The following is a 25,583-nucleotide window of genomic DNA, read 5'->3' as shown; positions in this document are numbered from 1 at the left end:
CGTCGGACGAGGTGGCACCGGTTCCTCATCCCGGTGCCACCGACTCCGCGGCCGGGATCTTCTCAGTGCTCGAATTCGTGTGGGCCGCGGTCGTATTCGTGATGGCCGCTGAAATCGGGCAGCCGGCAGACGCCGCCGGTGACGTCCACCGCCAGATCCTCGTAGGCCACCGCCAACTCGGACAGGCGACGCCAGGCGTCGTGCACCATCCATTCGGGCGCCCCGGTCAGCGTCGAGTACGCCTGGGCCGAGAACTGGGCGAGCCGGTCGACCACCGTGCCGACGGTTTCGGTGTGCATGCGGGCGCCTCCGTGCGCCGTGGGTAACTCCCGCACCACCCAGCCGTCGATGTCGTGGACCAGGCGGGCCCGATCGTGATCGATCTCGGTGACGGTGACGGTGCCGGGCTCGGCGGCCATCCGTTGCTCGTGCAGTTCGGCCAGCCGGCAGGCACAGCGCAGTACGAGGTGTTCGTCGGGCGGGCCGGTCTCGACCGGCAGGCCACGGCAGGCCTCCAGGAGGCGGTGTTTCGGTGGGAGCGATGCCACGGGAGAAGATGATGCACGCCCAATATTTCTGATCGGCAACAACATTCGCTGACCTGGACCATCGCGACAAAACAGGTGCTGACTCAGGCAGCGGTCGCGGCGGCCGGATCCAGCAGTCGCAGGAAATGCTCGACCTCGCTCTGCACGGCCCGCCGGGCGGGCGCCAGATACCGGCGCGGATCGGTGAGCGCCGGACCGTCGGCCAGCGCCGTCCGGACGGCGCCGGTGAGCGTGATGTTCAGCCGGGTCGCGAGATTGATCTTCGCCATGCCGTGCCGGACCGCCGACCGCAGGCCAGCGTCGGGCACCCCCGAGGAGCCGTGCAGCACCAGCGGTACCGGCACCCGCGCCGCCAGTGCGGCGATCAGGTCGTCGTCGAGGCGGGCCGTCCGGGCCTGCATCGCGTGCTCGGAGCCGACCGCGACCGCCAGCGCGTCGACGCCGGTCGCGGTGACGAACGCCGCGGCGGCGGCCGGATCGGTCCGGACCCCGGGCGTGTGGGCCCCTCCTTTGCCGCCCACCGCGCCGAGCTCGGCCTCCACCACCACCCCGCGCCGATGGCACCATCGGGTGATCGCGGCCGTGGTGGCGCGGTTGTCGGCATCGGGCAGGGTGGAGCCGTCGTACATCACCGAGGTGATGCCCAGCGCCACCGCCGATTCGATCAGCGCGGCGCCGGTGGCGTGGTCCAGATGGACCGCCAGCGCGGCCGTACTGTCCGCGGCGATCTGCAGGCAGGCCCGGGCCAGCGGCGCGAGACCACCGTGATAGCGCACGGTGTTCTCCGAGATCTGGAGCACGGCGGGCCGTGCCGTCGCCTCCGCGGCGGCGGCCACGGCCTCCGCGTGTTCCAGCGTGATCACGTTGAAGGCGGCCAGTGCGCCCGGCCGCGAGGCGGCGAGCAGATCGGGCACGGGCGTCAGGGTCATGGTGAGGTGGCCTCCTGGGCGGCGGGACGAAGGTCGGTGACGGTGACCGTGGGCGCCAGCCGCTCCCGTAGCGACCGATCGATCTCACCGGCGACCGGGATCACCACGGCCGCCGCGGATGTCGCGACCGCGTCGATCAGGATCGCCGGCCAGTCCGGTGCGGCGCCGCTCGCCAGGGCCGCGATGACGGCCGCCGCCGCCGCGTCGCCGGCGCCGGTCGGATTGCCCGCCAGCGGTTCCGGCAGGGCGGCGGACCACGCCCCCGCGGCGGTGACGGCGACCATGCCGGCCGCGCCGAGGGTGGTGATCACCGCGCGGACACCCATCGCGATCAGCGGCCCGGTCGCGGCCGGAATGTCCGCCGGATCGTCGATCTCGTCGTCCACCAGCTGCCGCAGTTCGTCCAGATTCGGCATCAGCACCACGCCCGGCACCTGCGCGGCGTAGCGCAGGGCCCGGCCGTCGACGTCGCAGACCACCGGCACCCCGGCCGCCACGGCGATCCTGGCCAGGTCCGCCGGCATCGCCTCGGTCACCCCGATCGGCAACGAGCCGGACACCACCAACCCCCTGGAATCCGGCAGCAGGCCCGAAACCCGCACGCGCAGTTGGTCGATCGAATGCGGTTCGCTGACCCGGGGGCCCGGCTCCCACAGCCCGGTGGCGGTGCCGTCCTCGGATTCGCTGATCACCACCGTGCGGCGGACCCAGGGCAGCGCGTGCACGAAGTCCACCGGCAGCTCCAGCTCCGCCGCGGCGGCGAACATGTGGTCGGCGAATCCGGTGGCCCGGGAGTACTTTCCGATCTGGTTGAGCACTCGGCTGACGTTGATGCCCTTGCCGCCGATGCGCTGCTGCACCGACAGCACGCGCTGCGCGGCGCCCCGCTCCAGCCGCTCGACACGATAGGTGGTGTCATAGGCCGGATTCATTGTCACGGTCAGGATCACGACAACCACTGTCCTCGCCGGAGCACCCGTGGCAAATCGAACCCGTCATCCACAATGAGCGCGTCGGCGAACATTCCCGGCCGCAGGTCGCCTACCTCGGACAATCCGGCCGCCGCCGCCGGAGTGACGGTGGCGGCCCGGATCGCTTCCGGCAGCGGCACGCCGCAGTCGCGCACCGCCCAGCGCAGGCAGCGCAGCAGGGTGGCGGTGCCCCCGGCGAGGGTGCCGCCGGGCAGTCGCGCCACCCCCTCGGTGACCTGCACCGCCTGCGGGCCGAGCCGATAACCGCCGTCGGGCATCCCGGCGGCCTGCATCGCATCGGTGATCAGCGCGACCCGCTGCGGCGCGGTGGCGAAAACCAGTGCGCCGAAGCCGGAATCGATGTGCACACCGTCGCCGATGAGTTCGACGGTCACCGCCCGCGCGGCCGCGGCCAGCAGGGCGGCGGCGACCGGGCCGGGCGCGCGATGGTGCAGCGGGGGCATCCCGTTGGCCAGATGGGTCACCAGCGTCCCGGAACCGCCGGGCGCCAGCGCCGCCCGGAACTCCGGATGCGCGGCATCGGAGTGCCCGAGCGCCACCACCACCCCGTGCCGTGCCAACATCGTTGCGACGGCGTCGAATCCGGGCCGCTCCGGGGCCAGTGTCATCACTCGCAACCAGCCGTCGGCCGCCGCGAGCAGCCGCTCGGTCAGCACCGGATCGGGATCGAGCAGATAGCGCGGATCCTGTGCGCCACAACGCACCTCGGACAGGAACGGCCCTTCGGCGTGAATACCCGCCACCACCCCGGCGGTCGCGAGCTCCCGCAGCGCCGCGACCTGCGCCACCATCTCGTCGGCCGGTGCGGTGACGATGCTCGCCACCACGGTCGTCGTCCCCTGCGCATGGTGGAATTCCGCGGCCGCCCGCGCCTCGGCGATATCGGTCGTGTCGAAGCGATGCCCGAACCCGCCGTGATTGTGGATGTCGACCAATCCGGGGACGATGGTGCCGGAGAACAGCGGCAATGCCCGATCCGGGTGCCGTGCCGCCCATTCCGCGCTGTCCGTGACGGCCCCGACTCGGTCGCCCGAGATCGAGATCACGCCGTCGTCGAGCACGCGATCGGCGGTGACGATCCGGCCGCGCAACTCGCCGCCGTCATCGCCGGAGGTCATCGCAGCCCCCGATCGGACACCGAGGATCGTTGCGCGGGAACCATCCATACCGGCCCAGTGGCGGCCGGGTCCGAATGCGGAGCTTCGGCGCCGGGGCGGGTGGACGCTGTGTGGTGCGGGTGCACGGCGATCGGTTTTGCGGACGCGTCGGCACAGATGAAGACGGGGTTGGGTGCCGCCGGGCCGGTGCGGTGCGGCACCGCGCTCGAGTAGCGAGAAACGGGCTGTAGCGCCGACTCCGCGGTACGGCCGGGTGGCGATGACCGAGCTGTCGTGGATCGCGGTAACCAGGATGCTGCCTGGTCGCTCTGCCGGTACCGGGCGGCCCCGGAGGCGATTGCGGATGTGTTGCCGGTCATTCCAGCGCCCCCGTGCGGGCGTAGTGGGCGGCGCCGATGAGGCCCGCGCGAGGGCCGAAGGCGCCCAACGTGACCCGGGGGACGGGGATCACGCGCAGCCGTTCCGTGAGGCGGGTGTGCAGGGCGGTGGACAGGATCGGGCCCGCGCCGGAGAGGCCGCCGCCGAGCACGATCAGTGGGACGCGGGTGGCGTGCAGGATGCCGAGCAGTCCGTCGGCGAGGGCGTCGACGGCGTCGGCGATCACCGCACGAGCATCGGGGTCGGACGGCAGTCGTTCGAATATCGCCGCGGCGTCGAGGATTTCGCTGCCGCTGCCCGAGCCGGTGCCCGTGCCCGAGCCGGTGCTTGAGCGGGTGCTCGAGCCGGTGCTCGTGCCCGTGCCTGTGCTCGAGCGGGTGCCCGTGCCGGTGCCCGTGCTCGAGCCTGTGCCTGTGCTCGTGCTCGTGCTCGTGCGTGGGCCCGTGCCGGTGCGCGGACCGCGGCCTGTGCGGGCGGCGTAGGCGCGGGCGATGGCGGCGCCGGAGGCGACCGTCTCGACGCAGCCGATATTGCCGCAGGGGCAGGGCAGTCCGTCGCGGTGCCGGATGGGAATGTGGCCGAATTCGCCCGCCTGGCCGGGTGCGGCGCGGACCAGTCGGCCGGCGACGGAGAGGGTGCCCGCGATGCCGGTGCCGAGGATCAGGACGCACACATCGTCGTGGCCACGGCCCGCGCCCAGTCGCCATTCCGCCCAACCGGCCACGGCCACATCGTGTTCGAGCAGGACCGGGATGCCCCAGCGGGTACCGAAGCGGTCGCCGACCGCGACATCGCGCCAGCCGAGGTTGCTGCTGAAGACGGCCACCGCGCGGGCGGGGTCCACGATGCCGGGGATGACCACGGCAGCGCGGGTGACTCGATTGCGCTGGGCGGCTACGAGTTCGGTGAGCAGCCGGTCGCCGAGGTCGGCGACGGCATCGAGGGCCGCGAGGCCGGGCGGGGTGCCGATGGCGGCGGCGGTCAGGACGGCGCCCGCGGCGTCGGTGATCTCGGCCTTGGTGGTGGTGCCGCCCACGTCGACGGCGAGCACCAGGTCCGCCGGGGTGCTCACCCCAGGATCACCGAACGAGTCAGGCCGCGTGGGTGATCCGGATCCAGGCCCTGGTCCGCGGCGCGCAGCAGGCACAGGCGGTGCACCCGCACCAGGTCGGCCATCGGGTCGATGTCGCGATGCTCGAAATGGGCTCCGGTGGCGGCGATGTCGTCGGCCAGGCCGGGGATCACCGGGCCGAGCGCCCAGACCGCGCGGCGGGGGCCGGCGATGCTGATCGGGCCGTGCCGGTATTCGGTGGCCAGGTAGCCCTCGGTCCAGGCACGGCAGGACTCGCGCAGCTTCAGCCCGGCCTCGTCGGCCAGGGCGGCCGCGAAACCCATGCCCACGAAGCTGATCTGCTCGGCGGTGCGGACGCCGGCCAGCGCCTGCGCCGGATCCTCGGCGAGCACCGCGGCGGCCTGTGCGATCACCGGGGTGAGGTCCTCGCCGAAAAGCCAGCGCAGGATCGCCAGCGTGGTGGTGGCGAAGCGGGTCTGCACCACCGAGCGTTCGTCGACCGCGTCGATCAGAATGGGGTCGGCCAACTCCAGCACCGGTGTGCCGGGGCTGGAACAGATCACGGTGCGCGGCACCCCGGCGGGCAGGGCCCGCAGCGCGCGGATCACCTCGGTGGTGGTGCCGGAGCGGCAGATCACCAACGTCGCGATGACGCAGGCGTCGATCGCGCTGATCGACCGGGCCGGTCGCCGGCCGCTGCTGTTGATCTCCACCGCCGGGATGACCGTCGCCCTGCTCGTGCTGGGCGCGAGCTTCCGCTGGGAGTTGCCCGGCGGCAGCGTCACCGCGCTGATCTGCCTGCTCGCCTTCGTCGCGGCCTTCGCCATCGGCGCGGGCCCGGTGGTGTGGCTGCTGGTGTCGGAACTGCTGCCGCCGCCGGTGCGGGCGCGCGGCACCGGGCTGTGCACGATCGTCAACTGGATCGCCAATTTCGCGGTGAGCCAGTCGTTCCTGCCGCTGATCCAGGGCATCGGGCAGGGCCCGACCTTCTGGCTGTTCGCCGTCGTCTGCCTGCTCGGCACCGGCTTCGTCGCCCGCTGGGTGCCGGAGACGAAGGGGCGCACCGATGCCCAGATCGCCACCGGACTGGCGGTGTGACAGGGGTGGAACCCGGACCGCCCGGGGCGACGGGGCGGTCCGGAGCATCAGGCGGCGGCGACCGCCGCCGCGCGGCGGCGGGCATCCTGCCGGTCGAGCACGGCCACCAGGGCCACGATCGCGACGGCCGCGGCCAGGCTCACCCATCCGGTGCCGAGGTGCATGCCGTCGAAGCGATCCCCGCCCAGCCAGTCGGCGATCGACGCGCCCAGCGGCCGGGTGAGCACGTACGCGAACCAGAACGCGGCTATCGCGTTCACCCCCGCCCACCGGCGCGCCACCGCGGGCAGCGCGATCAGCACCGCGAACAGCACGAGGGACCAGCGGTAGCCCAGATGCATCCGGCTCGCGGTCAGATCGCCCGCGGCGGTGCCCAGCATGAAGGTGACGATCACCGCGAGCCAGTACCACACCTGCCTGCGCGCGGTCGTGATGTCGTGCACGGCGAGCGTCCCCTCGACCCGGTACCAGGCCGCGAACAGCCCCGCCAGGGCGAGCAGGAATCCGAGGGTCGACACCGGCAGCGGAACCTTCCAGCGGAAGTCGATGGTGTCGGCGGCCATCGTGCCCCAGATGCCGACCATCACCACCGCGAACCAGTAGACCCAGGCCCGACAGCGCGGGGTCGCCAGCTGCGCGATCAGCGCGATCACCAGCACGATCGTGGCGACCAGCAGCGCGGTGTCGCGGTCGGTCCGGTCGTCGAGGAAATCGGCGAAGGATTCGCCCATTCCGGTGGTGAGCACCTTGACCACCCAGAACAGCGCGGTCACGCGGGGCACCAGGGCCTCGGCCGACCGGGCGGTGCGCTGGGGGGTCGAGCTGTCGATCACCTCGACACTCTGGCCGCCGAAACTGTGAAAACGCTTCATGTCCGTCTGCGAATCGGCTGTGACAACCGTGGTTCTGCGCGCGTTGTCACCGTACCGATCGGTCCGCGCGCTACAGTCCGCTCGGGTCGTACTCCCGCGTGCCGTGTCAATGCTCCGCCGTGCAGTGATGTTCGCTCTCGTGCCCAACGCTCGCTCTCGTGCCAACAGTCGATGTCGTGTCCGTTACCCGCCGTCCGCGTGGGGTACTGCACCGACGAGATGGGAGGGTGGATGTCCGACAACGGGTTTCGGCCCGATCCGGTCGCGACCGGCCTCGAGGTCTGCCGGATGCCCGCGGCGGTGCGCTCGGCGCAGCTGCTGGCGCTGGGCCTGGCGCTGATGGGGATCGTGTGCACGGCCTCGGCGGGCTGGCTGTTCGGGACGCGCTCGGCGCTGGTCACCTCGCTGGCCTTCGTGCCCAGCTGGCTGCTGGGCTTGCTGGCGCTGGCCTTCGGCGCGGTCGGCAGCGGCATCCGGATCGGCGCGATCGGGCTGGCGGCGTTGAACATGCTGTGGACGATTCCGTCGATCACCGGGGGCCATCCGCCCGGCTGGCTCGGCCCGGCCGGCTCGATCGGGCTCATCGTGCTGATGTTCCGGCCCGCGGCCCGGAACTGGTTCGAGGACTGGTAGTCCGGCGATCGGAACACGGCCGGAACTCGGCCGTTACGGGTGTGCAACCTGGTGCGCCGATTCGCAATGCCGGTGCAACCACATGCTCCTACTGTGTCGGAATGAGCTCGGAACCAGGCCCCGCCACCGGCATTCACATCAGCGGATTGAGCAAGACCTTCCGGGTGGGCCGGCGCACGGTGCCGGCCCTGGACTCGGTGGATCTGGACACCGATCAGGGCGCCTTCCTGTCGCTGCTCGGCCCCTCGGGGTGCGGGAAGTCGACGGTACTGCGCATCCTGGCCGGGTTGGAGACGCCGACGGCCGGGACCGCGCGCATCGACGGCGCCACTCCCGCGGAACTGCGGCGCCGGCACGAATTCGGCATAGCCTTCCAGGATTCGGCGCTGCTGCCGTGGCGCAGTGTGGAATCCAACATCAAGTTGCCGTTGCAGGTGGCCGGTCTGCCGGTCGACGCGGCGGCGATCGCGGACCTGATCGAGCTGGTCGGGTTGCAGGGCTTCGAGAAGGCGAAACCGGCGCAGCTGTCCGGCGGTATGCGGCAACGGGTGTCGATCGCCCGCGCGCTGGTGGTGAAGCCCACGGTACTGCTGCTGGACGAGCCGTTCGGCGCGCTGGACGACATGACCCGGCAGCGGTTGAATCTGGAACTGCTGCGCATCTGGACCGAGAAGCCCGCCACCACGCTCATGGTGACGCACGGCATCGCCGAGGCGGTGTTCCTGTCGGATGTGGTCGCGGTGATGAGCCCGCGCCCGGGCCGGGTGGTGCAGACGGTCGAGATCGACCTGCCGCGGCCGCGCACCCCGGAGATGATGCGCACCCCGGAATTCCACAAGCTGCACGACTACCTGTCGGAACTGCTGTTCGGCCGGAGCGGTCACGGCGGTATCGAGGCGGCCGCCGAGGCGCTCGACCTCGCCGCGGGCGAGTCGCTGGGTGGTGCGCAGTGAGGGGCCGGGCGGTCCGCAACGCCAGCGGCGGGATCGGCGTGCTGGCGCTGATCGTGCTGTGGACGGTGCTGGCCGAACTACGGGTCGCCGGCGGCACCATCCCCAGCCCGTGGACGGTGTTGCACACCATGTACTCCGACGGCTGGGGCCTGTACGGCCCGAACTTCCGGATCACCGCGCTCGGGGCGCTGAAGGGTTTCCTGTGGGGCAACCTGCTGGCGATCGGCCTGGCCGTGCTGGTGCTGCTGATACCGCCGATCGAATCGCTGGCCACCCAGCTGGCGATCCTGAGCTACTGCACGCCGCTGCTGGCGCTGGGGCCGATCATCCTGGTGATCTTCGGCGGCCGCACCCCGACGGTGTTCCTGGCCGCCATGTACTGCTTCTTCACCACCATGGTCGGCACCGTGGCCGGGCTGCGCTCGGCCGACCGCACCAGCCTGGACCTGATCCGCGCCTACGGCGGCGGCCGCTGGCAGCAGCTGTGGCGGGTGCAGTTGATCGCGGCGCTGCCGAACACGTTGGCGGCGTTGAAGATCGCGGCGCCGTCGGCGGTGCTGGGCGCGATCCTCGGGGAGTATCTCGGCGGCGTCGACACCGGGATCGGGGTGGCGCTGACCGCCGCCCAGAACTCCTACAACATCCCCCGCACCTGGGGCATGGCGCTGGCCGCGGCCGCCCTGGCCGGGGTGGGATATCTGCTGGTGAGTGTGCTGGCGCGGGTGCTGACCCCCTGGACCGGAGCGGAGGCACGGGCGTGAACGCCTTGCGCAGGATCGGGAAATTCCTTCTGCCCCTGGTGATCTCGGTGATCCTGATGGGGGTGATCTGGTACGTCTTCCTGAAGGCGTTCCCGCAGGTCGGCCCACGGGTGGGCAAGACGCCCGTCGATGTGTGGCGCTACCTGGTCACCGGGCCGAGCGCCGGGACCGCGCGGCAGGCCGTCCTGGCCGATCTGCGGATCACGTTGCACGACGCCGCCCTCGGCTTCACGGTGGGCATGCTGGTCGCGCTGGTGCTGGCGGCGCTGTTCGTCACGATGCCGGCCGTGGAGCGGTCGTTCATGCCGGTGGCGCTGCTGCTGCGCTCGGTGCCGCTGGTGGCGCTGACGCCGATCATCGTGCTGATCTGTGGCCGTGGGCAGGTCGGGGTGACCACCATGGCGGCCATCGTGGTGCTGTTCCCGGCGCTGGTGATGATCATGACCGGGTTGCGCGGGGCGCCCAAGCAGGCCATGGAGCTGGTCACCGTGTACGGCGGCTCACGCTGGGCCGCGCTGCGGATGGTGGCGGTGCCGGCCGCGCTGCCCACGGTGTTCGCCGCGGCGCGGGTCTCGGTGCCGGGCGCGTTGATCGGAGCGCTGCTCGGGGAATGGCTCGGGAGCGGGAAGGGCTTGGGCTCCAGCCTGATCCGGGCCATCGCCAGCTTCCAGTACAACAAGTTGTGGGCCTCGATCGTGCTGGTCACCTTGGTGTCGGTGGTGCTGTACGCGATCGTCGGCGTGTTCGAGAATCTGGTGCTGGCGCGGTTCGGACCGGACGCCGGCCGGTCGTGAGTTTACTTGCGGCACACATTTTTACACGTGGCACACAATGCATTTACGTGGCGTACACACGTGCTGCGCCGAAAGCAAAGTATCCGAAATCGAAACACCTTACATTTCCGACATGACTCGCGTGACAGGCCCCTTGCCGGCCCAGAAGTTCTCCCCCCTGGACCGTCGGTCCTTCCTTCGTTTCTCGGCATTCGCCGGCGTCGCCGCAGGTGGCGCCGCGGTGCTGGCGGCATGCGGGAGTTCGTCCAGCTCGAGCGGCGGCGGGGGCACCTCCTCCGACGGCTCGAAGTTCGGCACGGTGGCGATCCAGTTGTCCTGGCTGAAGAACATCGAATTCGCCGGTGAGTTCTTCGCCGACAGCAAGGGCTACTACAAGGACGCCGGATTCGGGAAGGTCGACCTGATCGCCGGCGGCGCGGCGGGCACCACCGTCGAGGCCGGTCTGGACACCAAGAAGGTCTGGCTGGGTATGTCGGCGCCGATGCTGACCGCGCCCGCGGTGTTGGAGGGCCTGCCGGCCAAGATCGTGGCCACCACCTACCAGAAGAACCCGTTCTGCATCGTCAGCTCGGCCGCCAAACCGATCAAGACGCCGCAGGACATGAAGGGCCGCAAGATCGGTGTGCAGGACGGCAACCAGCTGGTGTTCGGCGCGCTGCTGGCGGCCAACGGCCTGACCCCCAGCGATGTCACCATCGTTCCGGCGCAGTACGATCCGACACCGCTGGCCAGCGGCGAGGTCGACGGCTGGGTCAGCTATGTGACCAACGAGCCGATCACGCTGGCCGCCAAGGGTTTCCAGAACGCCAACTTCCTGTTCGCCGACTACGGGCTGCCGTTGGTCGCGGAGACGCTGACGGTCCGGCAGGAGACCATCGACAAGGAGCGCGACAAGCTGAAGGCGTTCCTCGTCGCGGAGATCAAGGGCTGGAAGGACGCGGTCGCCACCCCGGCGGAATCGGCCCGGCTGGCCGTCGAGGTGTACGGCAAGGATCAGCATCTGGAGGCCGGGGAGCAGACCCTGGAGGCCAAGGCGCAGAACGATCTGGTCGTCTCCGCCGACACCAAGGCCAACGGGTTGTTCACCATCAGTGATCAGCTGGTCGCGCAGAACATCGAGGCCCTCGGCAAGGCGAAGATCAGCATCAAGGCCGATCAGCTGTTCGACCTGTCGGTGCTGAAGGAGGTGTACGCCGAGCATCCGGAGCTGAAGAGCTGAGCCCCTGGGACGGCCGCACCTCGGGTTGCACGCACGGGGTGCGGCTGATTCAGGCGGCGGCCATGGTGGTCGTGGTGCGGGAACGCACCACGAGCATCTGGGCGGCGACGGCGATCGCGGTCTCCATCGGGGTGTGGGCCCCGAGTTCCAGACCGGCCGGGGCACAGAGCCGGCCGAGGGTGGCGTCGTCGAAGCCGCCGGCCTGCAACGCCTCGATGCGGTGCAGATGCGCGGTGCGGGAGCCGAGGGCGCCCAGGTAGCCGAAGTCGTGCAGCCGCAGGGCGACGGTCAGCACCGGAATCTCGAATTTGGGGTCCTGCGAGACCAGGACGAGTGCGGTGGACTTGTCGATGCGGCCCGCGGCCGCCTCGGTGTTCAGATAGCGGTGCGGCCATTCGACGACCACCTCCGCCCCCGGGAACGACTGTGGTGACACGAACGCCTCGCGCGCGTCGCACACGGTGACCCGGTAGCCGAGTAGTCGGGCCTGGACGGTGATCGCGGCCGCGAACGGGTTGGCGCCGAAGATGATCATGCGCGGCGGCGCGGTGTAGGAGCGCACGAAGATATCGGATTCGGGCAGCGACACCAGTTCGGTGTTGTGCTTGCGCTCGGTGACCAGATGCTGGCCGATCACCTCCGGATCGGTGTGCCACACCACGGTGAACACGGTGACCGGCTTGTGCGCGAAGATCTCCTGGGCGACGGTCGGGAACTCGGGGAAGTGCCCGCGGGAGAACGGTTCCACGAAGACGTCGATGGTGCCGCAGTCGGTGCCGACCTCCAGCCCGGAACTCGGATCGAACCGGCGTAACTCCCGCCGTCCCGTGGCCGCGGCCAGCCGCGCCGCCTCCAGGACCGCGCCCTCGTAGCAGCCGTCGGACACCGAGCCGTGCACCCCGCCGTCGGGATCCAGCAGCATCGACGAGCCCACCGGCAGCGGTGACGAACCGAATGTCCGGACCAGTGTCGCCAGCCCGCCGATTCGGCCGCTCTGCCACACTCGCATCAGATCTTCGAGAATGTCGCGCATCACAGGCTCCCGATCAGCGTGCACGATTGTGCGGGTAGTCGTGGTCACGTCCCGTCGCCAAATCGTCGCACGTGACGGCCACCATATCCGGTCTTTTGTCCAGAAAGGTGCGTGCGCCCGAATCTCCTCGTGCGGAATCGATCACGCCGGTCCAATGTTTATGCGCTATGACCACGGGATGGCCGGGCGCGTCGTCGAAGACCGCACGTGCCAGGCCGCTGTCGGCGGCGCGGGCGGCGGCCAGCACCCGGGCGACCACGGCGGGGCCCACATCCGGGGTGTCGACGGGCATGATCGCCGCGTATTCGGCGGCCGGAGCGCCGGACTCGGCGGTGAGTGCGCCGAGCCCGGCCCGCAGCGAGGCCGACAATCCGGTCGCCCAGTCCGCTGCCCAGACCGAGCGCGCTGCCGCGGGCAGGTCAATTGCGGGTTGTTCGCTTATCCGCCACCCGCCGTTCACCACCGGCCGTGCCGGACCCGTGGCGCCCAGTACCACGACCACCTCGGCGCAGCCGCCGCCGCGCAGTGCGGCCACCGCCGATCGCAGCCAGTCGCCGTCGGCCGCCAGCGCTTTGGGCCGCCCGTACCGCGTGCCCGCGCCGGCGGCGAGTACGATGCCGTCGCAGCGTCCGAGGGTCATGGCGGCGAGGGTAGTCCAGATCGGTGATCTTTGCTGTCCGAGTGGCACCACCGCCGGGGATGGTCGAAGCTGGGTCGAATGACCCCCGATGTGATCGCTCTCGAGGAGTTCGGCGCGATGCCGGAACCGGTGGCGATCGAATTGCTGCTGACATGTTGCTCGTCGCCGGCCTGGGCCCGCGCGGTGGCCGCGCGCCGCCCCTACGCCAGCGTCGAGGCGGTATTCGCCGCGGCCGACGCGGCACTGGCCGAGCTGCCGGAGAACGAGCTGGACAAGGCGCTGGCCGGGCATCCGCGCATCGGAACCCGTTCGGGTGACGCCTCCGCGCGCCGGGAGCAGGCCGGCGTCACCGCCGCCGACCATGATGTCCTGGCCGCCCTCGCCGCCTGGAATCGCGAATACGAGGCCACTTTCGGCCACGTCTACCTGGTGCGCGCGACCGGCCGATCGGGGAGCGAACTGCTCGAGATCCTGCTGACCCGGCTGCGCAACGACCCGGCCACCGAACGCCGTATCGTGCGCGGAGAACTGGCCCAGATCAACCGCATCCGCCTGCGCCGCCTGTTCGGCGCCGACCCCGGGGAGTCGCGATGAGCACGGTGAGCACCCACGTCCTCGATGCCGTGCGGGGGGTGCCCGCGGCCGGTGTCGCGGTGACCCTGTTCGATTCGCGGACAACGGAATTGGTCACCGCAACCACCGACGCCGACGGCCGCGTCGCAGCCCTCGGCGCCGGACTCGTCCCGGGCGTCTACCGCCTGCGCTTCGACACCGGCGCCTACTTCGCCGCACAGCGCACCCCGGCCTTCTACCCGGAGGTCACCATCGCCTTCACCGTGGCCGACGACCGGCACCACCATGTGCCACTGCTGCTGTCCCCCTTCGCCTATTCCACCTATCGGGGGAGCTGAGGCAGGCCGGCTAGCCGAAACGTTCGATGCGGATACGGTCGCGCGGCTGGCCGCCGGTCACCAGCAGGCGGGAGGCGTGTTCGGCGAAACCGTTGCTGCCGCACACGTACGCCTCCCAGCCGCCGTCGGGCGGGTGGGACAGCGGTGCGGCGAGCTGGCCGGCGTGCAGGCGTCCCTCGGTGCGGCTGAGGACCACGGTCGTCTCGGGGCCGAATTCGCTCGCGTAGGGCAGGCTTTCGCGATCTCTTACCGAAACAACAAGGTGCAGCGGAACTTTCAGGTCGAGAGTGCGGTGGTGGCGCAGCATCGACATCAGCGGTACGACGCCGGAGCCGCCGCCCAGCAGCAGGGCGGGGCGGTCGCCGGGCCAGGCGAAGAAGCCGCCCAGCGGGCCTTTGATCTCCACCGTGTCACCGGGTTTCGCGGTGGTGTGCAGATGGCCGGAGACCTCGCCGCCGGATACGTGATCGACGGTGAGTTCCAGGTGTCCGGTGTCGCCGGGCGGGGAGGCCAGGGAGTAGTGGCGCTGTGCGGTGTAGCCGTCGGGGGCGGTGAGCCGCATCATGACGTGCTGGCCGGGGCGGTGCCCGGGCCAGTCCGGTACAGCGAAGCGGAAGGTCGACATCGCCGGGGTCTCGCGGCGGATGTCGATCAGGGTGGCCGGGCGGAATGCGGCGGCCGCGCGATTGCTGGGTACCAGTCGCGCGGGGACCTTGAAGGTGTCAGTCGCCGGCATAGCGCTCCTCGCGCCACGGATCGCCCGCGTTGTGGTAGCCGTTGCGTTCCCAGAATCCGGGTTCGTCGTGGTCGAGCAACCGCAGTCCGGCAATCCATTTGGCGCTCTTCCAGAAGTACCGGCCGGGCACCAGCAGCCGGGCCGGGCCGCCGTGTTCGGGGGTCAGCGGCAGGCCGTCGGATTCCCAGACGATCCAGGCGCGGCCGGAACACACCTCCGCCAGTGGCAGATTGGTGGTGTAGCCGGTGTGCGAGGTGGCCAGCACGTGCGTCGCCTGCGGCAACGGGTCTGCGGCGGTGAGGAATTCGTCGAGCTCGACACCGGCGAACCAGGTGCCGAACCGGGACCAGCCGGTGACACAGTGGATGTCGCCGCGATATTCCGAGCGCGGCAGGGCGTGGGCCTCGTCCCAGCTCCAGGTGCGTTCGGTGGTGACCAGGCCCTCGATGTGCAGGGTCCAGTCGGCCGTGGCCAGGTCGGGGGTGACCTCCGCGGACAGCACCGGCCACGACTGCCGGGCGTCGTACTGCCCCGGTGGCAGGCGCGGGTCGCGGTCGGTGCCGCGACTGCGGAAACCTCGGGTGACGATCACGCCGAGCCAGCGTACACCTGGGATCATCCCATATCTTGGGACGAGAGCCGGGTAACTTTGACGTCTGTCCAGTTTGCCAGGCAAGATCACAATTGTGTCTGCGCTTTTGTTGACGCGTCGGCTGTACGTGGACTTGCTACAGATGACCACGGCCGGCTGTCGCCGGCCCTGATCGACCTCGCAATCCCATCCCGGGTCGGCCGTCGCCCGCCCCGCCTGCGGTCTCGTCGTGCCGCAGCTTCTCCTCTCTCCGCTGGAGCCCCACCATGCCCCGTTTCACCGCGGTCGCCGCCGCTGCCGTGCTGTCCTGCGCCCTGCTGGCCACCGGTTGCTCGCAGTCCGACACCACTTCGAGCAGCTCCACGGGCAGCAGCCCGTCCGTCGGCCAGGCCACCGGCCCGAAGCCCGCCCCCTTCGACAAGGGTGCGGTGACGGTCGCGCTGGTCCGCCAGAGCGGCGCCGGCGACTACTTCGAGCAGTGGGGCAACGGCGCCAAGGCGCAGGCCAAGGCGCTCGGCATCGACCTGGCCGTCTACGACGCCCAGTCCGACAATGCCAAGCAGGCCACCGACTTCTCGCAGGCGATCAACTCCGGCGCGAGCGCGATCATCGTCGACCACGGCTTCCCGGCCACCATCGAGCCGCTGATCGATCAGGCCGTGGCCAAGGGCATCACCGTGGTGAGCTACGACGTCGACACCACCAACCCGAAGGTGATCACCACCACGCAGAGCGATGCCGACATCGCGAAGGCGGCGCTCGGCGCGCTGGAGTCGGCGGTCGGCAAGAACGTGCCGATCGGCTATGTGAACGTGGCCGGCTTCGCGCCGCTGGACCGCCGCGACACCGTGTGGCAGCAGACCAAGGCTGGCGAGGGCTGGACCGAGGCGTTCAAGGTCGGCAAGGTCACCGACTCCACCGTCACCGACAACGTGCCGCTGGTCAATGCCGCGCTCACCCAGCATCCCGAGGTCAAGGGCATCTTCGCCCCCTACGACGAACTGGCCAAGGGCGCCACGCTCGCGGTGCAGAACAAGCACCTGGACGCCTCGGTGAAGGTGGTCGGCGCCGACGTGTCCAATGCCGACATCCAGATCATCACCGCCGACAACAGCCCCTGGGTGGCCACCGCCGGCACCGACCCGTCCGCGGTCGGCGCGGCCGTGGTGCGCACCGCCGCACTGCAACTGGCGGGCCAGCTGAACAAGAAGTCGGTCGAGTTCCCCGCGGTGGCCATCACCCGGGATCTGCTGGTGTCCAAGAAGATCGCGAACATGGACCAGTTGCGCAAGGCGCTGCCCGAGCTGAACCTGGCCCAGGTGAGCGCGGCGAACTGGATCCCGGTCGTCTCCTACTGATGCGCCTGCTCCGATGACCGGCACGGACCGGGCCGCCGTCGCACTGCGCGAGGTCGGCATGGCCTTCGGCGGGAAGCCGGTGCTGGCGGACGTGTCGCTGGACGTGTCCGCCGGCGCGGTGACCGCACTGCTCGGCGCCAACGGCGCCGGGAAATCCACCCTGATCAAGGTGCTGTCCGGGGTGTATCCGGAACACACCGGGCAGGTGTCGATCGACGGCGAACCGGTCGACCTGCGCAGTCCGGCGGCGGCCCGGAAGCTGGGCGTGCAGACCGTACACCAGCACATCGCCGACGGCGTGGTGCCCGGACTGTCGGTCGCCGAGAACCTGGTGTTCGAGCAGATCGCCGCCGGCCGCGGCAACCCCTGGCTGGACACCCGGCGGGTGCTGCGCCGCGCCCGCGAGATCGCGGCCGTCCTCGACCTGGGCTGGGACGAGCGCACCCTGCGCCGCGACGTCGCCGAACTCGGCATCTCCGACCAGCAGTTGCTGCTGCTGGCCCGCGCGTTGTCGACCCGCCCCCGGCTGCTGATCCTGGACGAGCCCACGGCCGCACTGTCGGCGGCCGAGGCCCGCCGCCTGTTCGCCATCGTCGACCGGATGCGCGCCGAAGGCATTGCGGTGCTGTACGTGTCGCACCGCCTCGCCGAGTTGGACGCGCTGGCCGACCGTCTGGTGGTGCTGCGCGACGGCCGGCTGATCGCCGAGCAACCCCGGCCCTTCGACTGGGACCGCGCGCTACGGGCGATGCTGGCGACCCGCGCGACCGCCGATCCGGAACGCGGAATTACGGTCGCGACGTCGGCCGGAGGACCCGCCGCGGAGTCGTTCGCCGCGGAAATCGTGACGGAGCCCGAGGGATTGCCGGATTCGGTGCCGGACGCTGTCGTGGCGACGGCGGACGCCCGGCCGAACGCCGGCGCTCGGACTTTGCGGACGTTCGCGGAGCCGACCGACGCGGAGGCGGAAGACGAAGCGGCGCAAGTGGTTTCGAGACTGGCGGAAGTGGTGCGGCCGAAGTCGGCGGGGCCCGGTGGCGGGCCGGTGGTGGTGTCGCTGCGCGGGGTGCCGCTGTTGCGGGGGCGAGCGCCGCAGGATCTCGACATCCGCGGTGGTGAGGTGACCGGTGTCGTCGGACTGCTGGGCGCGGGGAAGACGGAGCTGGCGCGCGGGCTGTTCGGGGCCGATCCGTTCGGCGCGGGCACGCTCGAGCTGGCCGGGAAGCGTTATCGGCCGCGGCATCCCGCCGACGCGATCGCGCGCGGGGTCCATCTGGTGCCGGAGGATCGGCATGTCGATGCGTTGATCCCGGATTGGTCGATCGCGGAGAACCTTTCGCTGCCGTTCCTGCGGTCGCTGTCGGAGGTGCTCGGCGTGATCCGGCGGGGGCGGGAGCGCGAACTCGGCTCCCGGACCATCGAGCGGCTCGGTATCGTCGCGCGCGGCGAGGCGAGTCTCGTCGAGGAGTTGTCCGGCGGTAATCAGCAGAAGGTGGTGGTCGGCCGGTGGCTGGCGCATCCGCCGCGGGTGCTGATCCTGGACGAACCGTTCCGCGGGGTCGACATCGGCGCGCGCCGCGACATCGGCCGCCAGGCCCGGCAACTGGCCGCGGACGGCGCGGCGGTGCTGCTGCTGTCCGCCGACGTGGACGAGGTGCTGGAGGTGGCCGATCGGGTGATCGTGCTGGCCGACGGCGAGATCCGTTCCGACGGTTACGACATCGCCGGTGAACAGGTGATCGCCGCGCTCGCGGGGTCCGCCGTGTGAGTGAGAAGTGCTGCTGTACAGCAGGATCCGTGCAACCAACCGTAATCCACCCGAAAGCGCCACGATGACCGCCACCGAGACCACCGCACCCCCGACCACCGCCGCACCGGCGCCGGGCCGGATGCGCGACCTGGTCATCAAGTACGGCTTCATCGTGGTGACGCTGGCGCTGTTCGCCTATTTCAGCGCCAGCGAACCGGCCTTCCGCAATTCGGCCACGCTGCTGGACATCCTGCGCTACGTGTCGGTCGCCGCCCTGCTCGGTCTCGGCGTCACGGTGACGCTGGCCGTCGGCGGCATCGACATGTCGGTCGGCGCGGTCGCCGGGCTCGCGGTGTCGGTGGCGGCGAAGATGATGGTGGTCTACAACCAGGTCGGCGCGGTCGCGATCCTGGTGGTGCTGGCCGCGGGGGTGCTGGCCGGGCTGGGTAACGCGCTGCTGATCGTGGTGCTGAAGGTGCCGGACATGCTGGCCACCCTCGGCACCATGTTCGTCATCCAGGGCCTGAAACTCATCGTGGTGGACGGGCAGTCGATCTCCCCGGGGATGACGCTGTCCGGCGGGCGGACGGCGCCCGGCAAGTTCACCGCCGGATTCCTGAAGATCGATCGGGGCAGTGTCGCCGGAATCCCGATTTCGGTGCTGATCTTCCTGGTGCTGACCGTGGCGGCCTGGATCTTCCTGGCCCGGACCCGGTGGGGGCGCGTGCTGTACGCGATCGGCGCCAATCCGAAGGCGGCCCGGCTGGCCGGTATCCGGGTGGGTGTGTACCGGTCACTGGCCTATGTGCTGTCCGGGGTGCTGGCCTCGGTCGGCGGGCTGATCCTGGCCGCGCGGATCGGGCAGGGCGATGTGTCCGCGGGTACCTCGCAGCTGCTGGAGGCGGTGGCGGTCGCGCTGGTCGGCACCTCGGTACTGGGCCGCGGCAAGCCGAACGCCTGGGGTACCGCGCTGGGTGCGGTGCTGATCGGCATCATCTCCTCGGGGCTGACCATCGCCGGATTGCCCTACTACACCCAGGATGTCGTCGAGGGCGCGGTGCTGATCATCGCGCTGGTGTTCAGTTTCACCCTGTCGCGAGGAAGACGCTCATGAGCCACCGTATTCTCGAAACCGCCGACATCCCCGGCTATCTGGCCGAGCGCGGGCACTGGGACGGAGCCGGCGCGGTCGTGGTGCACGAGGTGTCCGACGGCAATCTGAACCGGGTGTTCATCGCCAGCGGCGCCGGCTGGAGCCTCGCGGTGAAGCAGGCGCTGCCCTGGGTGCGGGTCGCCGGGCCGTCCTGGCCGCTGAGCCCGTCGCGCGCCGATGCCGAGGCCCGCGCCTATCGCGCGGTGGCGGCCGTGGCGCCGGAGATCATCCCGGTGGTCCACGGTTACGACCCCGTCGACTACGTCCTGGTCATGGAGGACATGTCGGATCTGCGGGTGCTGCGGACGGTGCTCGACTCCGGCGGCGGCTACGGTGGCGTCTCCACCGCCATCGGCGTGTTCGTGGCCCGATTGTCCTTCGCCACCAGCGATTTCGGCATGGCGTCGGCGGAACGTAAAGCGCTGCTGGCGGAGTCGGTGAATCCGGAACTGTGCAAGATCACCGAGGACGTGGTCCTCTCCGAACCCTATCTGGAGCACGAACACAACCACTGGCATCCGGACCTGTCCGATCTGGCCGCCGCCTACCGCGCCGACGCGGCGCTGCGCACCGAGATCGCCGACCTGCGCCACCTGTTCATGTCCGGGGCGCAGGCGCTGCTGCACGGCGACCTGCACACCGGCAGCATCATGGTCGGCAGCCGGGCCGGCGCCGAGGTGGTCCGGGTGTTCGATCCGGAGTTCTCCTACGTCGGCCCGATCGGCTTCGACCTCGGGTCGTACTGGGGAAATCTGGTGGCCGCCGAATCCCGGGCCCGGGTGCTCGGCACGGCCGGCGACCACGGCGAGCAGCTGGCCCGCAGCTGGGACGCCTTCGACGTGGAATTCCGCCGGTTGTGGCCGCAGCGGGCCGACACCTTCTTCGACGACGCCTATCGGGATCGGTTCCTGCGCCGGGTCTGGGCGGACTCGCTCGGCTTCGCCGGTGCGGAGCTGATCCGCCGGATCATCGGCTACGCGCATCTCACCGACCTCGACACGCTGCCCGACGCGACGGCCGCCCGGCACGCCCTGCTGGCCGGCCGCGAACTGGTGCTGCACCGCCACGACCTGTCCACCCCCGCGGATGTTCGCGGCCTGATCGACGAGCTGGCCCGCACCACGATCGCCGCGAGCCGGGTGTAACGGCGGCCGGTCGGGCCGATGTGCTCGATACCGGCGGTGTCACGTGGGCTCGACTGCGGCGCATGCTGTTTCGGAGTTCAGAGCAGGGCGAGGGCGGTGAGGAGGCCGGCCAGCGCGACGGCTTGCAGGCCGACCCGGAAGCCGAGGATGCTGTCCCACTTGTCTTGCAGCGCACGGGCGTTCGCGGGGGTGACGCCGGTGCGGGCCGCTGCCTTCTGAGCGGTGTTCACCGGCGCGGCCACCCGGGCGTAGAAGCCGAGCCAGGCCAGCAGGGCGGCCAGCGCGATGCCCGCGCCGACGGCCGCGCCGATCTGCCCGGCGCTCACCGCCAGGACGAGGGTGAGCACGGTGGTGACGACACCGCTGATCCCGAAGACCGGCATGCGGCGATCGCCGTAGTAATGGCCCCAACCGGCCACCGTGGTCAGGGTCGCATCGTCGAGTTTGCGGTAGGACGACCGCATGATCAGGGCCGCGCAGGCGTCGGTGCCGTAGACGACGGCATTGGCGAGAACTGCTACGGCGGCGGCGATCTGGCCGAGGGTGGTGAGCATGTCGGGCTCCTTCGGTGCTCGAATATCTAGCAGTGCTAGTTGATGTAGCGACTGTAGGCTACGGTCGGCCGGCTTGTCTAGCGCTGCTAGATTTTCGCTGCTCCCGGGTAACGCCGTCGCAACGTGCCGGGATGTTCCGCAACCTCGGCGCAACCATTGGCTTCTAAGGTGGAGGCGGAACCGGCTCGGTCGGACGGGCCGGTGACCGAATCTGTCGTGGCTCGGGCGGAAGCGGGTGATCGCATGGATCTGGACACGATCCGCGAGGTGGTGGTGGCCCGCGAGCGGGCCGATCTCGATGTGCTGAGCCCGAATTCGGCGATTCTGGCCGGCGGCACCTGGCTGTTCTCGGAGCCGCAGGACCGGCTCGAACGCCTGGTGGACATCACCACCCTGGGCTGGCCCGCCCTCACCGTCACCGCCGCCGGCCTGGAGATCGCGGCCACCTGCACCCTCGCCGAACTGGACGCGGCCGCGGGGCCGGAGCCCGCCACCGCCGTGGCCGGTCCGCCGGCCGTCGAATTCCCGGAACCCGCCGCGGCGAGGTCTGCGACGTCGTCCAACGGCACCGCGACACCTGCGGAATCCCGCAACGGCACGCCGAAGCCGGTGCCGTCGCCGCCTGCCCCGGCAGCCTCGATGGCGGCAAGATTCGGTAATTCGATTGAGGCAGAGCCGAATTCCGCCGGATTCTCGGAGCACGGCGATCCTGCCGCTACATTCGCCGGGGCCGGAGCGCATTCCGGTGTTCCGGCCGGGGCGGTACGTTCCGCGGGGTCGTCCGAGACGGATGGAACGCGGACCGGTACGCCGATGCCCGCGGCATGGACTGCTGCCGCGCTGTTTCCGCAGGCCTGCCGGGCGCTGCTGGCCTCGTACAAGATCCGCCGCGCCGCGACGGTGGGTGGGAACGTCTGCCTCGGGCTGCCCGCCGGCGCCGTGCTGGCCGCGCTGGTGGCGCTGGACGGGACGGCTGTGGTGTGGCAGCCGGATGGTGGCGATCGCTCGATTCCGTTGGCACACTTCGTCACCGGGCCGGGGACGACCGTGCTGCTGCCCGGTGAGGTGTTGCGCTCGATCCGGATCGAGGCGGCGAAACTATGCTCCCGCACGGCTTTTCGTAAGATCGCGCTGGCGCCGCTGGGTCGTTCCGGTGCGGTGGTGATGGGCCGTCGTGACGCCGACGGACGCTGTGTGATCACGCTCAGTGCGGCGACGGTCCGGCCGGTGGTGCTCGAATTCGGCGCTGTCCCTGCCGATGGCGAACTGGTGGCAACCATTCTGGACCTGGATCGCGGCCTCTGGTTCGACGATCCGCACGGTACCCCGGCCTGGCGCCGGCACGTCAGTACGGTGCTCGCCGGTGAGGTGCTGGCGGAACTGCGGGGGGAGCTGCCGTGAAATTCGAGGTGGACGGCACGGCGATCGAAGTCCGCCCGCGGCCGGGGCAGTGCCTGCGCACACTGCTGCGGGAGCAGGGGCGGTTCGCGGTCAAGAAGGGGTGCGACGCCGGGGACTGCGGCGCCTGCACGGTACTGGTCGACGGTGCGGCCGTGCATTCCTGCCTGTATCCGGCCTATCGTGCCGAGGGGCGCAGCGTCACCACCGCCGCCGGGCTCGGCACCGCCGAGGATCCGCATCCGGTGCAGCAGCGGTTCGCCGCGGCGGGGGCGTTCCAGTGCGGATTCTGCACCGCGGGCATGGTGGTCACCGCGAGCGAGCTGGTTCGGGAGGGTGTCACCGCGGCCGAGCTGCCGGACCGATTGAAGGGAAATCTGTGCCGCTGCACCGGATATCGTCCCATCGCGGCCGCGGTGCTCGACGTCGCCGCCGAGGAGCCGGCGCCACCGCCCACCCCGCAGGCGCTGCGGATCGTCGCCGGGGCCGAGCCGTTCACCTTCGATACCGCAGCGGCACCCCTGTTCGCGCCACCGAGTCCTCGTGATGCCTCGTCGTCGGTGAACCACGGTGGGGGCCCGTCGGCGTACAACGGTGACCGTCCGCCGGTGACCCACTGTGACGGCCTGCCGGGGAGTTACGGTGAGGGCTCGCCGGGCAGTCACGGTGGGGGCTCGCCGGAGAACCACGGTGAGGACCCGTCGGTGAACCACGTCGAGGGGCCGTCGGTGTACAACCAAGACGCCCCGCCATCGGCGGTTCTGCACCTGGCGGTGCTGACGAGCCCGCACCCGCACGCCCTGATCCTCTCGATCGATGCCACGGCCGCCACGGCGATCCCGGGTGTGCACCTGGTGCTCACCGCCGACGACAGTCCCGCCTTCGCCTTCTCGACCGCGCGGCACGAACTGCGCGCCGACGATCCGGACGACACCGTGATACTCGATCGCGTGGTCCGGTTCGCCGGTCAGCGGGTGGCAGCGGTGGTCGCCGATTCACCGGCCACCGCACGCGCGGCCTGCCGGGCGATCCGGGTGGAGTACGAGCGGCTGCCCGCGGTCTTCGACCCGGAGGCGGCGCTGCGCCCGGAGGCGCCGAAACTGCACGGCGACAAGACGTCCGCGGCCCGCATCGCCGACACCCGGCGCAATCTGGTGGCCGAGGTGCACGGTCACGCCGGTGATCTCGATGCCGGGCTGGCCGAGGCCGCCGCGGTGGTGACCGGGGTGTGGCAGACCCCGCGGGTGCAGCACGTGCACCTGGAGACGCACGGCAGTATCGGCTGGATCGACGACGCCGGTCGGCTGGTGATCCGCACCAGCACCCAGGTGCCGTTCCTGGTGCGCGACGAGCTGTGCCGGATATTCGACCTGCCCCGCAACCGGATCCGGGTGTTCGCGGCCCGCGTCGGCGGCGGATTCGGGGCCAAACAGGAGATGCTCACCGAGGATCTGGTGGCGCTGGCGGTGCTGCGCACCGGACATCCGGTGCAGTACGAGTTCACCCGTTCCGAGCAGTTCACCGCCGCGCCCTGCCGGCATCCGATGCGGGTGGCGGTGACCGTGGGCGCCGATGCCGGGGGCCGGCTGACCGCGCTGGCCGTCGACGTCCTCTCCGATGCCGGCGCCTACGGAAACCACAGTGCCGGAGTGCTTTTCCATTCGGTCAGCGAATCGGTCGCGCTGTATCGGTGCCCGCACAAGCGGATCGACGGCCGCGCCGTCTACACCAACAACCTGCCCTCGGGCGCGTTCCGCGGTTACGGCCTGGGGCAGGTCGGTTTCGCGCTGGAATCGGCGCTGGACGAGCTGGCCCGGCGGCTGGACATCGACCCGTTCGACTTCCGCCGCCGCAATGTGGTCGTCCCGGGCGATGCGCTGGTCGGCGGCGACTGCGGGCACGCCGACGACATCGGTTTCGGCAGTTACGGATTGGACCAGTGCCTGGATCTGGCCGAAGCGGCGCTGCGCCGGGGCAACGGGGTGCGGCCACCGGCCGGCGGCCGCTGGCGGGTCGGTGAGGGGATGGCCGCCGCCATGATCGCCACCATCCCGCCGCGCGGCCACCGCGCCACCGCCGAGGCCGTGCTGCTGTGCGACGGTGATTACGAGATCCGGGTCGGCACAGCCGAATTCGGAAACGGGACCACCACCGTGCACGCCCGGCTGGCGGCCGCCGCGCTGGGCACCGACGTGAGCCGGATCCGGCTGCGGCACGCCGACACCGATGTCACCGAGTACGACACCGGCGCCTTCGGCTCCACCGGAATCGTGGTGGCGGGCAAGGCCGTTCACACCGCCTGCCAGCGGCTGGAGCGGCAGATCCTGGCGCGCGCCGCCGCGCTCAGCCGCCGCGACGGCACCCTGGAGGCCGAGGGGGTGCGCTGCGGGGAGCGCCTGCTCACCGCGCGCGAACTGCTGGCCGCCGGGCCGCTGCGCGCCACCGCCGAACACGACGGCACCCCGCGCTCGGTGTCGTTCAACGTGCACGCCGTCCGGGTGGCGGTGCACGTCGACACCGGCGCGGTCCGGATCCTGCAATCGGTCCAGGCCGCCGACGCCGGTACGGTGCTCGACCGGCGGCAGTGCCGTGGCCAGGTCGAAGGCGGCGCGGCCCAGGCCGTCGGCAGCGCGCTGTACGAGGACATGCGGGTGGAACAGGGCATCGTCACCACGAGAACCCTGCGCCACTACCACATTCCGCAGCTGGCCGATCTGCCGATCACCGAGGTGTACTTCGCCGGCACCGTGGACGCGCTCGGCCCGCTCGGCGCGAAGTCGATGAGCGAATCCCCGTACAACCCGGTCGCCCCCGCGCTGGCCAATGCCGTCCGCGACGCCGTCGGGGTGCGGCCGTACGAACTGCCGATGACCGCCGACCGGATCTGGGCGCTACTGCGCGACCGCGACTGACCGGCGGCGGCTCGCCGGAACGGGTCGCTGCCGC

General features: G+C 70.8%; 26 protein-coding genes. 14 read left to right on the top strand and 12 right to left on the bottom strand.

Annotation, left to right across the window (positions count from 1 at the left end; translation table 11 throughout):
- Positions 1-62: 62 nt before the first annotated feature.
- The 6 genes from LBW94_RS41725 to LBW94_RS41700 form a co-directional block, all read right to left on the bottom strand.
- A complete protein-coding gene (locus LBW94_RS41725) occupies positions 63-548 on the bottom strand; it encodes a DUF4254 domain-containing protein (protein WP_225056731.1) in 486 nt (161 codons plus the stop codon).
- 83 nt (positions 549-631) lie between these two features.
- Positions 632-1,477, bottom strand: a complete 846-nt coding sequence (locus LBW94_RS41720; protein WP_225056733.1) for a class II fructose-bisphosphate aldolase — start codon at positions 1,475-1,477, stop codon at positions 632-634.
- On the bottom strand, positions 1,474-2,427 hold the full coding sequence (locus LBW94_RS41715) for a hexose kinase (protein ID WP_225056734.1): 954 nt from the start codon (positions 2,425-2,427) through the stop codon (positions 1,474-1,476). Before LBW94_RS41715 ends, LBW94_RS41720 begins: the two co-directional genes overlap by 4 nt.
- A complete protein-coding gene (locus LBW94_RS41710) occupies positions 2,424-3,587 on the bottom strand; it encodes an N-acetylglucosamine-6-phosphate deacetylase (RefSeq protein ID WP_225056736.1) in 1,164 nt (387 codons plus the stop codon). Before LBW94_RS41710 ends, LBW94_RS41715 begins: the two co-directional genes overlap by 4 nt.
- A 355-nt stretch (positions 3,588-3,942) precedes the next feature.
- Positions 3,943-5,037, bottom strand: coding sequence for an ROK family protein (locus LBW94_RS41705; protein WP_225056738.1), 1,095 nt, complete (start codon positions 5,035-5,037; stop codon positions 3,943-3,945).
- On the bottom strand, positions 5,034-5,675 hold the full coding sequence (locus LBW94_RS41700) for an SIS domain-containing protein (protein ID WP_225056740.1): 642 nt from the start codon (positions 5,673-5,675) through the stop codon (positions 5,034-5,036). The genes LBW94_RS41705 and LBW94_RS41700 overlap by 4 nt, the downstream gene beginning before the upstream one ends.
- Here LBW94_RS41700 and LBW94_RS41695 point away from each other — a divergent pair.
- Positions 5,650-6,135, top strand: a complete 486-nt coding sequence (locus tag LBW94_RS41695) for an MFS transporter (RefSeq protein ID WP_225056742.1) — start codon at positions 5,650-5,652, stop codon at positions 6,133-6,135. The two genes, LBW94_RS41700 and LBW94_RS41695, sit on opposite strands and share 26 nt — an antisense overlap.
- Before the next feature lie 47 nt (positions 6,136-6,182).
- Here LBW94_RS41695 and LBW94_RS41690 read toward each other — a convergent pair whose 3' ends face one another.
- Positions 6,183-6,968: a hypothetical protein gene (locus tag LBW94_RS41690; RefSeq protein ID WP_225056744.1), complete on the bottom strand. Its 786-nt coding sequence runs from the start codon at positions 6,966-6,968 to the stop codon at positions 6,183-6,185.
- Between the two features lie 270 nt (positions 6,969-7,238).
- Here LBW94_RS41690 and LBW94_RS41685 point away from each other — a divergent pair, with 270 nt between their 5' ends.
- The 5 genes from LBW94_RS41685 to LBW94_RS41665 all read left to right on the top strand — a co-directional run bounded on the left by LBW94_RS41685 (position 7,239) and on the right by LBW94_RS41665 (position 11,367).
- The gene (locus LBW94_RS41685) at positions 7,239-7,640 is read left to right on the top strand and encodes a hypothetical protein (RefSeq protein ID WP_225056746.1); all 402 of its coding nucleotides are present in this window, start codon (positions 7,239-7,241) and stop codon (positions 7,638-7,640) included.
- 101 nt (positions 7,641-7,741) lie between these two features.
- Complete coding sequence (locus LBW94_RS41680) at positions 7,742-8,593, top strand: ABC transporter ATP-binding protein (protein WP_225056748.1); 852 nt, start codon at positions 7,742-7,744, stop codon at positions 8,591-8,593.
- Positions 8,590-9,354: an ABC transporter permease gene (locus LBW94_RS41675; protein ID WP_225056750.1), complete on the top strand. Its 765-nt coding sequence runs from the start codon at positions 8,590-8,592 to the stop codon at positions 9,352-9,354. The genes LBW94_RS41680 and LBW94_RS41675 overlap by 4 nt, the downstream gene beginning before the upstream one ends.
- Positions 9,351-10,148, top strand: coding sequence for an ABC transporter permease (locus LBW94_RS41670; protein WP_225056751.1), 798 nt, complete (start codon positions 9,351-9,353; stop codon positions 10,146-10,148). The genes LBW94_RS41675 and LBW94_RS41670 overlap by 4 nt, the downstream gene beginning before the upstream one ends.
- A 112-nt stretch (positions 10,149-10,260) precedes the next feature.
- Positions 10,261-11,367 (top strand): ABC transporter substrate-binding protein, encoded by a 1,107-nt coding sequence (locus LBW94_RS41665; protein WP_225056753.1) that lies wholly within the window; start codon positions 10,261-10,263, stop codon positions 11,365-11,367.
- 49 nt (positions 11,368-11,416) lie between these two features.
- On the opposite strand, the gene LBW94_RS41660 is transcribed toward LBW94_RS41665, so the two are convergent.
- Positions 11,417-12,400 carry an XdhC family protein gene (locus LBW94_RS41660; RefSeq protein ID WP_225056755.1) on the bottom strand — a complete coding sequence of 328 codons (984 nt, stop codon included), beginning with the start codon at positions 12,398-12,400 and terminating at the stop codon, positions 11,417-11,419.
- 13 nt (positions 12,401-12,413) lie between these two features.
- The gene (locus LBW94_RS41655) at positions 12,414-13,040 is read right to left on the bottom strand and encodes a nucleotidyltransferase family protein (protein WP_225056757.1); all 627 of its coding nucleotides are present in this window, start codon (positions 13,038-13,040) and stop codon (positions 12,414-12,416) included.
- Positions 13,041-13,118: 78 nt separating this feature from the next.
- Here LBW94_RS41655 and uraD point away from each other — a divergent pair, with 78 nt between their 5' ends.
- Together uraD and uraH are read left to right on the top strand one after the other, a co-directional pair.
- Positions 13,119-13,634 (top strand): 2-oxo-4-hydroxy-4-carboxy-5-ureidoimidazoline decarboxylase, encoded by a 516-nt coding sequence (gene uraD, locus LBW94_RS41650; RefSeq protein WP_225056759.1) that lies wholly within the window; start codon positions 13,119-13,121, stop codon positions 13,632-13,634.
- The gene (gene uraH, locus LBW94_RS41645) at positions 13,631-13,951 is read left to right on the top strand and encodes a hydroxyisourate hydrolase (protein WP_225056761.1); all 321 of its coding nucleotides are present in this window, start codon (positions 13,631-13,633) and stop codon (positions 13,949-13,951) included. Before uraD ends, uraH begins: the two co-directional genes overlap by 4 nt.
- A gap of 10 nt (positions 13,952-13,961) precedes the next feature.
- Here the strand turns inward: uraH and LBW94_RS41640 are convergent, their stop codons facing one another.
- On the bottom strand, positions 13,962-14,687 hold the full coding sequence (locus LBW94_RS41640) for a ferredoxin reductase (RefSeq protein WP_225056763.1): 726 nt from the start codon (positions 14,685-14,687) through the stop codon (positions 13,962-13,964).
- Entirely contained in the window at positions 14,674-15,306 is a 633-nt protein-coding gene (locus tag LBW94_RS41635; protein WP_225056765.1) for a sulfite oxidase-like oxidoreductase, read from the bottom strand. The genes LBW94_RS41640 and LBW94_RS41635 overlap by 14 nt, the downstream gene beginning before the upstream one ends.
- Positions 15,307-15,545: 239 nt before the next feature.
- On the opposite strand from LBW94_RS41635, the gene LBW94_RS41630 reads away from it, so the two are divergent.
- The 4 genes from LBW94_RS41630 (at position 15,546) to mtnK (ending at position 20,685) form a co-directional block, all read left to right on the top strand.
- A complete protein-coding gene (locus tag LBW94_RS41630; RefSeq protein WP_225056767.1) occupies positions 15,546-16,637 on the top strand; it encodes a substrate-binding domain-containing protein in 1,092 nt (363 codons plus the stop codon).
- A 13-nt stretch (positions 16,638-16,650) separates the two neighbouring features.
- Positions 16,651-18,405, top strand: coding sequence for a sugar ABC transporter ATP-binding protein (locus LBW94_RS41625; RefSeq protein WP_225056769.1), 1,755 nt, complete (start codon positions 16,651-16,653; stop codon positions 18,403-18,405).
- 64 nt (positions 18,406-18,469) lie between these two features.
- Positions 18,470-19,501 (top strand): ABC transporter permease, encoded by a 1,032-nt coding sequence (locus tag LBW94_RS41620; RefSeq protein WP_225056770.1) that lies wholly within the window; start codon positions 18,470-18,472, stop codon positions 19,499-19,501.
- The gene (mtnK, locus tag LBW94_RS41615; protein ID WP_225056771.1) at positions 19,498-20,685 is read left to right on the top strand and encodes an S-methyl-5-thioribose kinase; all 1,188 of its coding nucleotides are present in this window, start codon (positions 19,498-19,500) and stop codon (positions 20,683-20,685) included. Before LBW94_RS41620 ends, mtnK begins: the two co-directional genes overlap by 4 nt.
- Positions 20,686-20,762: 77 nt before the next feature.
- Here the strand turns inward: mtnK and LBW94_RS41610 are convergent, their stop codons facing one another.
- The gene (locus tag LBW94_RS41610; RefSeq protein WP_225056772.1) at positions 20,763-21,239 is read right to left on the bottom strand and encodes a DUF1772 domain-containing protein; all 477 of its coding nucleotides are present in this window, start codon (positions 21,237-21,239) and stop codon (positions 20,763-20,765) included.
- Between the two features lie 243 nt (positions 21,240-21,482).
- Between LBW94_RS41610 and LBW94_RS41600 the strand changes: the two genes are divergently transcribed.
- Positions 21,483-22,640: an FAD binding domain-containing protein gene (locus LBW94_RS41600; RefSeq protein WP_416277060.1), complete on the top strand. Its 1,158-nt coding sequence runs from the start codon at positions 21,483-21,485 to the stop codon at positions 22,638-22,640.
- Positions 22,637-25,549: a molybdopterin-dependent oxidoreductase gene (locus LBW94_RS41595; protein ID WP_225056773.1), complete on the top strand. Its 2,913-nt coding sequence runs from the start codon at positions 22,637-22,639 to the stop codon at positions 25,547-25,549. Before LBW94_RS41600 ends, LBW94_RS41595 begins: the two co-directional genes overlap by 4 nt.
- Positions 25,550-25,583: the final 34 nt, after the last annotated feature.

It is taken from the genome of Nocardia sp. alder85J (assembly GCF_020176955.2).
Taxonomy (GTDB): Bacteria; Actinomycetota; Actinomycetes; order Mycobacteriales; family Mycobacteriaceae; genus Nocardia.
Note: the sequence above shows the minus strand (reverse complement) of the source record. Positions and strands in the feature narration are given on the sequence as shown.